The sequence below is a fragment of the Streptomyces diversicolor genome (assembly GCF_057537855.1).
Genome location: NZ_BAAJXA010000008.1, coordinates 125,571 through 137,641, shown reverse-complemented (window position 1 = coordinate 137,641; position 12,071 = coordinate 125,571). Strand labels below are relative to the sequence as shown.

The window sequence follows — 12,071 nt, the reverse complement described above, 5'->3', positions numbered from 1 at the left end:
AGGAGGACTGCGGTGAGCGAGACGAGCCCCAAGCTGCGCGCCGAGCTGGAGGGAATCCCCACCTACAAGCCGGGCAAGCCCGCGGCGGCGGGTGGCCCGGCCGCCTACAAGCTCTCCTCGAACGAGAACCCGTATCCTCCGCTGCCCGGTGTCATGGAGACCGTGACCGCCGCCGCCTCGTCCTTCAACCGCTACCCGGACATGGCGTGCACCGGGCTGATGAACGAGCTGTCGGAGCGGTTCGCCGTCCCGCTCGCGCACCTGGCCACCGGCACCGGTTCCGTCGGCGTGGCCCAGCAGCTGGTCCAGGCCACCAGCGGCCCGGGCGACGAGGTCGTCTACGCCTGGCGGTCCTTCGAGGCGTACCCGATCATCACGCAGATCAGCGGTGCCCGGTCCGTACAGGTCCCGCTCGCCCCAGGCGAGGTGCACGACCTGGACGCGATGGCCGACGCGATCACCGACCGAACCCGCCTGATCTTCGTGTGCAACCCCAACAACCCGACCGGTACCGTCGTGCGGCGGGCCGAGCTGGAACGCTTCCTCGACCGGGTGCCGGCCGATGTCCTGGTGGTGCTCGACGAGGCCTACCGGGAGTTCATCCGCGACCCCGAGGTGCCGGACGGGGTGGAGCTGTACCGGGACCGGCCGAACGTGTGCGTCCTGCGGACCTTCTCCAAGGCGTACGGCCTTGCCGGGCTGCGTGTCGGCTTCGCCATCGCCCATGAGCCGGTGGCGGCGGCGCTGCGCAAGACGGCGGTGCCGTTCGGGGTGAGCCAGCTCGCGCAGGAGGCGGCCATCGCCTCGCTGCGCGCCGAGGACGAGCTGCTGGGCCGGGTCGGCTCGCTGGTGTGCGAGCGGACGCGGGTGGTCGACGCGCTGCGGGCCCAGGGGTGGACCGTCGCCGAGACGCAGGCCAACTTCGTCTGGCTGCGGCTGGGGGAGCGCACCAACGACTTCGCGGAGACCTGTGAGCGGCACGGGGTGGTGGTCCGGCCGTTCGCCGGCGAGGGGGTGCGGGTGACGGTCGGCGAGAACGAGGCGAACGACATCTTCCTGAAGGTGACCGAGGCATTCCGTAAGGAGCTGTAGGTTCCTCCGCCCCTCGGGGCGCGACGACCCGGTGTGGCCCGTTTCACGTGAAACGGGCCACACGTGTGCCGGGGAGTCATTCGCCCGTCTCGCCCGTCCCGGGTGTGTTTCCGCAGGCGGGCGTCGCCATGGGGCCATCGGTCCCCTTCCGCCGGATCCGGTCGGTCTGCGTTAGGGACCCCCCACCCCTCCGGGGTCGAACGGGCATGCGTCATAATTGCTTGTGAATGTGAACGCGTTCACAAGCGTGTCCCGTTTGCTCCGCTGATGGGTGTGACAAAAGGGGCAGACTGCCGCACTACCACGGCGATGTAAGGAGCTGACGACGTGGAATTGGCACTGGCGCCAGAGACCCTGGCGCGTTGGCAGTTCGGTATCACCACCGTCTACCACTTCCTCTTCGTCCCCCTGACGATCTCCCTGGCCGCTTTCACGGCCGGACTTCAGACCGCCTGGGTCCGCACGGAGAACGAGAAGTATCTGAGAGCGACGAAGTTCTGGGGGAAGCTCTTTCTGATCAACATCGCGATGGGTGTCGTCACCGGCATCGTGCAGGAGTTCCAGTTCGGCATGAACTGGTCGGACTACTCGCGCTTCGTCGGTGACATCTTCGGCGCGCCACTCGCCTTCGAGGCGCTGATCGCCTTCTTCTTCGAGTCCACCTTCATCGGGCTGTGGATCTTCGGCTGGGACAAGCTGCCCAAGAAGATCCATCTGGCCTGCATCTGGATGGTCGCGATCGGCACGTTCCTGTCGGCGTACTTCATCCTCGCCGCCAACTCGTGGATGCAGCACCCCGTGGGCTACAGGATGGACAAGGCGCGGGGGCGTGCCGAGCTGACCGACTTCTGGGCGGTGCTCACCCAGAACACCGCGCTCAGCCAGGCATTCCACACCCTCTCGGCGGCCTTCCTGACCGGCGGCGCGTTCATGGTCGGCATCGCCGCCTTCCATCTGGCCCGCAAGAAGCATGTGCGTGAGATGAAGACCTCGCTGCGGCTGGGGCTCGTCACCGTCGTCATCGCCGGCCTGCTCACCGCGGTGAGCGGTGACACGCTCGGCAAGGTCATGTTCAAGCAGCAGCCGATGAAGATGGCCGCCGCAGAGGCCCTGTGGGACGGCCAGAACGGCGCGCCGTTCTCGGTGTTCGCCTACGGCGATGTCAGCAAGGGGCACAACACCGTCGAACTGTCCGTCCCCGGGGTGCTGTCGTTCCTCGCCGACGACAACTTCAACTCCTACGTCCCCGGCATCAACGACACCAACAAGGCCGAGCAGGCCCAGCACGGGCCGGGCGACTACCGGCCCATCATCCCCGTCACCTTCTGGGCGTTCCGCTGGATGATCGGCTTCGGCATGGCGTCCTTCGCCATCGGCATCGTCGGTCTGTGGCTGACCCGCAAGAAGTTCATGCTGCCGCAGCATCTGCGGGTGGGCGAGGACGAGGTGCCGCATCTGGTCCTGTTCAGGAACAAGGCGCTCGGACCGAAGCTCACCCCCTGGTACTGGCGCATCGCGATCTGGACCCTGGCCTTTCCGCTGATCGCCAACTCCTGGGGCTGGATCTTCACGGAGATGGGCCGCCAGCCGTGGGTCGTCTACGGCGTCCTGCAGACGCGGCACGCGGTCTCTCCCGGGGTGTCGCAGGGCGAGGTTCTCACCTCGATGATCATCTTCACCGCGCTCTATGCCGTCCTCGCCGTCATCGAGGTCAAGCTGCTGGTGAAGTACGTCAAGGCCGGCCCGCCCGAGCTGACCGAGGCCGACCTCAACCCGCCCACGAAGATCGGCGGCGACTCCCGTGACGCCGACAAGCCGATGGCCTTCTCCTACTAGGCCGAGGGAGCTGCAGTCATGGAACTTCACGACGTCTGGTTCGTCCTGATCGCCGTCCTGTGGACCGGCTACTTCTTCCTGGAGGGCTTCGACTTCGGGGTCGGCATCCTCACCAAGCTGCTCGCCCGTGACCGGCCCGAGCGCCGGGTGCTGATCAACACGATCGGTCCGGTCTGGGACGGCAACGAGGTGTGGCTGCTCACCGCGGGCGGCGCGACCTTCGCCGCGTTCCCCGAGTGGTACGCCACGCTGTTCTCCGGTTTCTATCTGCCCCTGCTGGTGATCCTGCTGTGCCTGATCGTCCGGGGCGTCGCCTTCGAGTACCGGGCGAAGCGCCCCGAGGAGCACTGGCAGCGGAACTGGGAGACGGCGATCTTCTGGACCTCGCTGATCCCGGCGTTCCTCTGGGGCGTCGCCTTCGGCAACATCGTCCGCGGTGTGAAGATCGACCAGCACTTCGAGTACGTCGGCGGTGTCGGCGATCTGCTCAATCCGTATGCCCTGCTCGGCGGCCTGGTGACGCTGACGCTGTTCACCTTCCACGGTGCGGTGTTCACGGCGCTCAAGACCGTCGGGGACATCCGAGCCCGGGCCCGGAAGCTGGCGCTGCGGGTCGGTCTTGTCACGGCCGTGCTGGCGCTGGTCTTCCTGCTGTGGACGCAGATCGACCACGGTGACGGCAAGAGCCTGGTGGCGATGGCCGTGGCGGTGGTCGCGCTGCTGGCCGCCCTCGCGGCGAACCAGACGGGGCGCGAGGGATGGTCGTTCGGGCTCTCGGGCGTCACCATCGTGGCGGCCGTGGCGATGCTCTTCCTCTCGCTCTTCCCCGACGTCATGCCGTCCTCGCTCAACGCGGACTGGAGCCTCACGGTCACCAACGCCTCGTCGAGCCCGTACACCCTGAAGATCATGACCTGGTGCGCGGTGATCGCCACGCCGATCGTGCTGCTCTACCAGGGATGGACCTACTGGGTGTTCCGCAAGCGGATCGGGACGCAACACCTCGCTCCCGAAGCCGGTCACTGAGTCTGACGGGAGGGGTGTTTCACGGTGTTTCACGTGAAACACCCTCCCCGGACCGAAGGGCATGTTTCACGTGAAACCGATCGATCCGCGTCTTCTCCGGTACGCCCGGGCCACCCGCCTCTTCCTGGCGGCGGTGGTCGGCCTCGGCGCGCTGGGGGCCGGCCTGCTCATCGCCCAGGCCATGCTCATCGCCGAGGTGGTCGTCGGTGCCTTCCAGCACCACCTGTCGGTCACCGAACTGCGCACTCCCCTGCTGCTGTTGGTGGCCGTGGCGGCCGGCCGTGCGGTCGTCTCCTGGCTGACCGAACTCGCCGCGCACCGGGCCAGCGCATCGGTGAAGTCGGAGCTGCGCGGACGGCTCCTGGAACGGGCGGCGGCGCTGGGACCCGGCTGGCTCGGCGGACAGCGGACCGGGTCGCTGGTCACCCTCGCCACCCGCGGGGTGGATGCCCTCGACGACTACTTCTCCCGCTATCTGCCGCAGTTGGGGCTTGCGGTGGTCGTGCCGGCCGCCGTGCTCGCCCGGATCGTCACCGAGGACTGGGTGTCGGCGGCGATCATCGTCGGCACCCTGCCGCTCATCCCCGTCTTCATGGTGCTGATCGGCTGGGCCACGCAGTCCCGGACGGATCGCCAGTGGCGGCTGCTGTCCCGGCTGTCCGGTCACTTCCTGGACGTGGTCGCGGGGCTGCCGACGCTGAAGGTCTTCGGCCGGGCCAAGGCGCAGGCCGAGTCCATCCGGCGCATCACCGGCGAGTATCGCCAGGCGACCATGCGGACCCTGCGGATCGCGTTCCTCTCCTCCTTCGCCCTGGAACTGCTCGCCACCCTGTCCGTCGCACTGGTCGCCGTGACGATCGGCATGCGGCTCGTCCACGGCGACATGGACCTGTACATCGGGCTCGTCATCCTGGTGCTGGCGCCGGAGGCGTATCTGCCGCTGCGCCAGGTGGGCGCCCAGTTCCATGCGGCGGCGGAGGGCCTGGCGGCCGCCGAGGAGATCTTCACCGTGCTGGAGACACCCCTTCCCGAGGCCGGGAAGGGCGCGGTGCCGTCCGGTGCGCTGGCCTTCGAAGAGGTCACCGTCCGCTATCCCGGGCGATCCGCGGACGCCGTGACGGACGTGTCCTTCACGGTCGAGCCCGGCGAGACCGTCGCCCTCGTCGGACCGAGCGGAGCGGGCAAGACGACGCTGCTCAGCGTGCTGCTGGGCTTCGTGCGGCCCACCGGGGGCCGGGTACGGATCGGGGGAGCGGATCTCGCGGACATCGATCCGGAACAGTGGCGGTCGCGGATCGCCTGGGTGCCGCAGCGGCCGCACCTGTACGCCGGGACGATCGCGGAGAACATACGGCTGGCGCGGCCCGACGCGGACGATGAGGCCGTGCGCCGGGCACTGCGCGACGCGGGTGCGCTGGAGTTCGTGGACGCGTTGCCCGAGGGTGCCGCGACCGTGCTCGGCGAGGACGGGGCGGGGCTGTCCGCCGGTCAACGGCAGCGGCTGGCCCTGGCCCGGGCGTTCCTGGCGGACCGGCCGGTGCTGCTGCTGGACGAGCCGACGGCCGCGCTCGACGGGGCGACCGAGGCGGAGATCGTGGCGGCGGTGCGACGGATGGCCGTGGGACGTACGGTCCTGCTGGTCGTGCACCGTCCGGCGCTGCTGGGCGTGGCGGACCGGGTGGTGCGGCTGTCCGAGGCCGAGCCCGCCCGCTCGCCCTGGGTGGGAGAAACCCCCGGCGCCCTCGCGTCCACCGGAGGGCACCCGGGATCCGCCGACGGCGCGCCGGCCGCAGGCGTTCCGGCTACGGGTATGCCGGCCGGTGCGCCCTCGGAGACGCCGGGCAGCGGCTCAGCCGCCGACGGTGACCGCTCCGGCCGCCCGGCGTCCGGTGTCCTCGCCCGGGTACGGGCCATGGCGGGCCCGCGTCGTAGCCGCCTCGCGCTCGCGCTGCTGCTGGGAAGCCTGGCGCTCGGCAGCGCGGTCGGGCTCATGGCCACCTCCGGCTGGCTGATCTCGCGCGCCTCGCAGCAGCCGCCGGTGCTGTATCTGATGGTGGCCGTGACCGCGACCCGGGCCTTCGGCATCGGGCGTGCGGTGTTCCGCTACGCGGAGCGGCTGGTCTCGCACGACGCCGTGCTGCGGATGCTGGCCGACACGAGGGTCGCGGTGTACCGGCGGCTGGAACGGCTGGCGCCCGCGGGGCTGCGCACCGCCCGCCGGGGCGACCTGCTGTCCCGGCTGGTCTCCGACGTGGACGCGCTGCAGGACTACTGGCTGCGCTGGCTGCTGCCCGCCGGGGTCGCGCTCGTCGTCTCCGCCGGGTCCGTGGCGTTCACGGCGTGGCTGCTGCCCGAGGCGGGGGCCGCGCTCGCGGTGGGCCTGCTCGCGGCCGGCGTCGGCGTACCGCTGCTGACCGGCGCCGTGGCACGGCACGCCGAGCGACGGCTGGCGCCCGCCCGAGGGCTGCTCGCCACGCGCGTGACCGACCTGCTCACCGGCACCGCCGAACTCGCCGTCGCCGGCGCGCTGCCCGCCCGTACCGACGACGCGCGAACGGCCGACGGCACGCTCACCCGGATCGCCTCGCGCGCCGCCACCGCCACCGCGCTCGGCGACGGTCTCACCGCCCTGATCTCCGGCCTGACCGTGGCGGCGACCGCGCTGCTGGGCGCCCAGGCGGTCGCCGGGGGACGGCTGGACGGGGTGGCCATGGCCGTGGTCGTCCTGACGCCGCTCGCCGCCTTCGAGGCGGTGCTCGGGCTGCCGATCGCCGTCCGCTACCGGCAGCGGGTGCGGCGCAGCGCGGAGCGCGTGTACGAGGTGCTGGACGCGGCCGAGCCCGTACGGGAGCCGCGACGGCCCCGGCAGGCGCCCGTCTCCCCGTTCCCGCTGGTCGTGAAGGGGCTCGCCGCCCGTCATCCCGGGCAGCACCGGGACGCGCTCGCCGGGCTGGATCTGACGCTGGAGCGGGGGCACCGAGTGGCCCTGGTGGGCCCGTCCGGGTCCGGCAAGACGACCCTCGGCCAGGTGCTGCTGAGGTTCCTCGACCCGGACGCGGGCTCGTACACACTGGCCGGTGTGGACGCCGGCGCGCTGGACGGCGACGACGTACGGCGCCTCGTCGGGCTGTGCGCCCAGGACGCGCACCTATTCGACAGCACCGTCCGGGAGAACCTGCTGCTCGCGCGGAAGGACGCCACCGAGGCCGATCTGCGGGACGCGCTCGCCCGCGCCCGGCTGCTCGACTGGGCGGACGGGCTGCCCGACGGGCTGGACACGCTCGTCGGCGAGCACGGGGCCCGGCTGTCCGGCGGGCAGCGGCAGCGGCTGGCGCTCGCCCGCGCGCTGCTCGCCGACTTCCCCGTCCTCGTGCTCGACGAGCCCGCCGAGCATCTGGACCTTCCGACGGCCGACGCGCTCACGGCCGATCTGCTGGCCGCCACCGAGGGCCGTACGACACTGCTGATCACGCACCGGCTCGCCGGACTCGACGCCGTGGACGAGGTGGTCGTGCTGGACGGGGGCCGGGTGGCGCAGCGCGGGACGTACGCCGAGCTGGCCGTCGTGGACGGGCCGCTGCGGGCGATGGCCGAACGGGAGGCGGCGGCGGAACTGCCGGTCGCCGCCTAGCGCTCCGCTGGTTGCGCCGCGACGGGCCGTCGGTTGTCTGCGGCGTCGTTGTGGTTGGTCGCGCAGTTCCCCGCGCCGCTTGGGTGCGCCGTTATGTCGTCGGTTGTCTGCGGCGTCGTTGTGGTTGGTCGCGCAGTTCCCCGCGCCGCTTGGGTGCGCCGTTATGTCGTCGGTTGGCTGCGGCGTCGTTGTGGTTGGTCGCGCAGTTCCCCGCGCCGCTTGGGTGCGCCGTTATGTCGTCGGTTGGCTGCGGCGTCGTCGTGGTTGGTCGCGCAGTTCCCCGCGTCCCTTCGGGGCGCTGTACGCCGCGGGGTGTGGGTGCGTGTCCCGCTGGGCCATTGGCGGCAACCGGGGCCCCACGCCTACGCGTCGAGGTGACCGGGGCCGCCCAGCGCGCCACCATGCCCCGCATGCGCCCATACCGCTGTCATCCGCTGTGCGCCCCGGCGCTGCTGTGCGCGCTCACCGTCCTCGCCCCGCCGCCCGCGCACGCGACCCCGGACGGATCCGACGCCGCGCCCCGCTCCGGCGATGCACCGGGGCTCAGCCTCAAGGTGGCGCGGCTGTATCGGGAAGCGGCCGAGGCGGCACGGCAGTACGAGACGGGGCGGCGCGAGGCGGAGCGGCAGCGGGCCGGGGCCCTGCGCGCCGAGCGGCTGCTCGGCCGGGAGCGGCGGCGGATGTCCGTGCTGCACGCGGACCTCGGCCGGATCGCCCGCGCCCAGTACCGGACGGGCGGGGGACTGCCGCTCACCGCCCAGATCGTGCTCGCGACCGGCCCTGAGCAGCTGATGCGCGGTCAGTGGGTTTTCTCGCGGACCAGCCTCGCGGTGAGCAACGCCATCGACAAGAGCCGCCGGGCCGAGGCACGGCTCGCCGCCGAGGAGGCCAGGGCCAGGTCGGCCTGGCGGGCGGTACGCCGGCGGACCAGCGAACTCGCCGAGCTGCGGCGGGGCATCGAGCGCAAGCTGGAGGCGGCACGCGGGCAGTTGCAGCACCGGGCGGACGACTCGGTCGCGGCGAGCCGGTGCCGCGCCGCCGTACGGCTGGACCTGCCCCTGCCGCGCGTCGAGGGCGCGTGGGTCGCGCCCGTGCGGACATACGAACTGTCCGCGGGATTCGGCCGCGGGGGCGAGCGGTGGGCGCACCGGCACACCGGGCAGGACTTCGCGGTGCCCATCGGGACGCCGGTGCGGGCGGTCGGCGCGGGCCATGTGGCGGAGGTGTCGTGCGGGGGCCCCTTCGGCATCCAGATCGTGATCCGGCACCCCGACGGCTACTGCACCCAGTACGCACACCTGGCCGCCGTCGCCGTCGAGGAGGGGGACCGGGTGGACACCGGGCAGCGGATCGGCCAGTCGGGCACCACCGGCAACTCGACCGGCCCGCATCTGCACTTCGAGGTGCGGATCACTCCGGAGGCGGGATCGGCGGTGGACCCGGTGTCCTGGCTGGCCGGGCACGGTGTGCGGCTCGGGTGACTACACCCGCTCGGCCAGCAGCCGCTCGATGACGGCCGCCACGCCGTCCTCGTTGTTGGCGTCCGTCCGCCCCGACGCGGCCGCCACCACGGTCGGGTGGGCGTTGCCCATGGCGTACGACCGGCCCGCCCAGGTCAGCATCTCGACGTCGTTGGGCATGTCCCCGAAGGCGACGACCTCGGCGGGTGAGATGCCGCGCTCGGCGCAGCACAGGGCGAGCGTGCTGGCCTTGGAGACGCCGGGGCCGCTCAGCTCCAGCAGGGCGCTGGGGCTGGAGCGGGTGACGGTGGCGCGCTCGCCGACGGCGAGCCGGGCCAGCGTGAGGAACGCGTCGGGGTCGAGTGCGGGATGGTAGGCGAGGATCTTGAGCACCGGCTCGTCGCCGCCGGGCCCGTCGGCCGCGAGGAGCCGTTCGGCGGGCAGGAGGTTGTCGGGCACCTCCAGGTGCAGCTTGGGGTAGGCCGGTTCCTGGTGGAAGCCGTACGTCTGCTCGATCGCGTACACCGTGCCGGGCGCCGCCTCGCGCAGCAGCCGCACGGCGTCCAGCGCGTTGTCCCGGGCCAGTTCGCGGATCTTCACGAACCGGTGGGCGCCCGGGCCGCCGTGCAGGTCGACCACCGCGGCGCCGTTGCCGCAGATCGCCAGGCCGTGGCCGTGCACATGGTCGCTGACGACGTCCATCCAGCGGGCCGGGCGGCCGGTCACGAAGAAGACCTCGATGCCCGCCTCCTCGGCGGCGGCCAGCGCGGCGACCGTGCGTGGGGAGACCGACTTGTCGTCACGCAGCAGCGTGCCGTCCAGATCGGTGGCGATCAGCCGGGGCGGGACGGCGGCAGTCGGGGTCTCGGGCTGTCGGGTCGCTGAGGTCACCGGGTCATTCTCGCGCATATCCCCGCACGGCCGTGCGCCGGTGTGCACAGATGAGACGCATACGACGTCGGCCAGGCGGCGCAGCGCACCGGGTCAGTCCAGTTGTGTCACGGCCTCCAGGGCGATCTGCTCGAAGACCTTCTCGTCCGCGGCGAAGTCCGAGTCGGGGATGGGCCAGTGGATCGCGATCTCGGTGAACCCCAGTTCCCGGTGGCGGCCGGCGAAATCGACGAAGGCGTTCAGGGACTCCAGCGGACGGCCGCGGTCCGGGGTGAAGCCGGTGAGCAGGGTCTTGTCCATACCGGCCACGTCCCGGCCGAGGGCGGCGCAGGCGGCGGCCAGCTTGTCCATCTGTCCGCGCAGCGCCTGGACGGACTGCTCCGGCGTGCCGTGCTCGTACAGCGCGGGGTCGCCGGTGGTCACCCACGCCTGGCCGTACCGCGCGGCCAGTGCGAGCCCGCGGGGCCCCGTGGCGGCCACCGCGAAGGGCAGCCGGGGGCGCTGCACACAACCGGGGATGTCACGCGCCTCGTGCGCCGAGTAGAAGACGCCCTCGTGGGACACCGAGTCCTCGGTCAGGAGGCGGTCGAGCAGCGGCACGAACTCGGCGAACCGGTCGGCCCGCTCGCGCGGGGTCCAGGGCTCCTGCCCGAGCGCGGTGGCGTCGAAGCCGGTGCCGCCCGCGCCGATACCGAGGGTGATCCGGCCGCCGGAGATGTCGTCGAGCGAGATCAGTTCCTTGGCGAGGGTCACCGGATGCCGGAAGTTGGGGGAGGTCACCAGGGTGCCCAGGCGCATCCGGTCGGTGGCCCCGGCCGCCGCGGTCAGTGTCGGTATCGCGCCGAACCACGGGCCGTCGCGGAAGCTGCGCCAGGACAGGTGGTCGTAGGTGTATCCGGTGTGGAATCCGAGTTCCGCGGCGCGCGTCCATGCCGCGCGGCCGCCCTCGGCCCAGCGGCGGTGGGGAAGGATCACAGTGCTCAGACGCAGGCTCATGCGTCCGAGACTAAGGGGCGCCACTGACAGCGGGGGTACGGTCACGGTGCGCGGCCGTACGGACGCGTGCGGGCGGGGGGTGGTCCGGTCGCGTGCGTGCGGGGGCCCGTCGCTGCGGCCCGGGAAGCGGAGGGCCGCACGGGAGGGGCCGGGGCCGTCAGTGCGGCTCGGCGAGGCTCAGGTAACGGGGCGGTACGGCCTTGGTGAGCCACACGCCGTTCGCGCTGAGGTGGAAGACATGGCCGTCGCGGTGCATGGCCGCGGCGTCGACCGACAGCACGACGGGACGTCCGCGGCGGGCGCCGACTCGGGTCGCGGTCTCGCGGTCCGCCGACAGATGCACGTCGTGCCGGTTCATGGGGCTGAGGCCGGCGGCGCGGATCGCGTCCAGATTCCGGGCGACGGTGCCGTGGTAGAGGTGGGCCGGCGGGGTCGCCGGTGGCAGGCCGAGGTCGACCTCGACGCTGTGGCCCTGGCTGGCGCGGATCCGGGTGCCCTCGATCGCGAACCGCCGCTTGTCATTGGTGGCCACGACGTGGTCGAGTTCCTTGCGGGTGAGCCGGAACCCGTGCGGCCGCCGCCGCGGCGATCAGCGTGTCGATCTCGACCCAGCCGCCCTCGTCGAGCGCGATGCCGATCCGCTCGGGCTGGTGGCGCAGGTGTTTCGAGAGGTATTTCGACACCTTCACGGTGCGCCTCTCGTCTTCTGATCTTGCGTCTCTCGTGTTCACTCCCTCAGGGTGCCGGGGGAGACGTGGATCACGCAGGCAATTTTCACCCCGAGGTTTGATCCACAGCCAAGTCCTGTTATCCACAGGCGAATTGGCGAAACTGTGGACAACTGGCGGGGGATTCGGGCCGATTCGCCAAGATCATTGATTGATCGCCGACTTGCTGCCGGGCGTCCAAGTCTCCGGTCGTCCACCAGCGTTCGGCGGTGAGGAAGGCGAGCGTCACTGCGCGGTCCGCGCCAACGAGGCGCCCAGTGGCCCGAATCGTCCCGGCCGGAACCGGCACGCAACGCGTCTCCCGTACGGCGTCCGGAGCCTTCCCGGGTCTGGCTGCTCCGGTGGTGAACGGCCCCAGCGGACGGGTCAGTTCGGCCTCGCGGACTGCTGGGCGTGCCGCCACGCGCGCGT

The 12,071-nt window shown here is 71.7% G+C and carries 7 protein-coding genes and 1 pseudogene; 5 read left to right on the top strand and 3 right to left on the bottom strand.

All coding sequences use genetic code 11. The features are described from left to right. Positions 1–12: 12 nt before the first annotated feature. The 5 genes from hisC to AC27LF_RS11700 all read left to right on the top strand — a co-directional run bounded on the left by hisC (position 13) and on the right by AC27LF_RS11700 (position 9,066). Positions 13–1,092 carry a histidinol-phosphate transaminase gene (gene hisC, locus AC27LF_RS11720; RefSeq protein ID WP_479656883.1) on the top strand — a complete coding sequence of 360 codons (1,080 nt, stop codon included), beginning with the start codon at positions 13–15 and terminating at the stop codon, positions 1,090–1,092. Between the two features lie 327 nt (positions 1,093–1,419). Beyond that, on the top strand, positions 1,420–2,928 hold the full coding sequence (locus tag AC27LF_RS11715) for a cytochrome ubiquinol oxidase subunit I (RefSeq protein ID WP_479656882.1): 1,509 nt from the start codon (positions 1,420–1,422) through the stop codon (positions 2,926–2,928). A gap of 18 nt (positions 2,929–2,946) precedes the next feature. Continuing rightward, positions 2,947–3,954: a cytochrome d ubiquinol oxidase subunit II gene (gene cydB, locus AC27LF_RS11710; RefSeq protein WP_479656881.1), complete on the top strand. Its 1,008-nt coding sequence runs from the start codon at positions 2,947–2,949 to the stop codon at positions 3,952–3,954. A 70-nt stretch (positions 3,955–4,024) separates the two neighbouring features. Then, positions 4,025–7,585: a thiol reductant ABC exporter subunit CydD gene (gene cydD, locus AC27LF_RS11705; protein ID WP_479657010.1), complete on the top strand. Its 3,561-nt coding sequence runs from the start codon at positions 4,025–4,027 to the stop codon at positions 7,583–7,585. 410 nt (positions 7,586–7,995) lie between these two features. Continuing rightward, on the top strand, positions 7,996–9,066 hold the full coding sequence (locus AC27LF_RS11700; protein ID WP_479656880.1) for a M23 family metallopeptidase: 1,071 nt from the start codon (positions 7,996–7,998) through the stop codon (positions 9,064–9,066). Here the strand turns inward: AC27LF_RS11700 and AC27LF_RS11695 are convergent, their stop codons facing one another. The 3 genes and pseudogenes from AC27LF_RS11695 to AC27LF_RS11685 form a co-directional block, all read right to left on the bottom strand. Further along, on the bottom strand, positions 9,067–9,954 hold the full coding sequence (locus AC27LF_RS11695; RefSeq protein ID WP_479656879.1) for an HAD hydrolase family protein: 888 nt from the start codon (positions 9,952–9,954) through the stop codon (positions 9,067–9,069). It lies immediately after the preceding gene. 75 nt (positions 9,955–10,029) lie between these two features. Continuing rightward, entirely contained in the window at positions 10,030–10,932 is a 903-nt protein-coding gene (locus AC27LF_RS11690; RefSeq protein WP_479656878.1) for an LLM class flavin-dependent oxidoreductase, read from the bottom strand. Between the two features lie 157 nt (positions 10,933–11,089). Next, positions 11,090–11,663 (bottom strand): annotated as a pseudogene (locus tag AC27LF_RS11685) (RNA 2'-phosphotransferase). Positions 11,664–12,071: the final 408 nt, after the last annotated feature.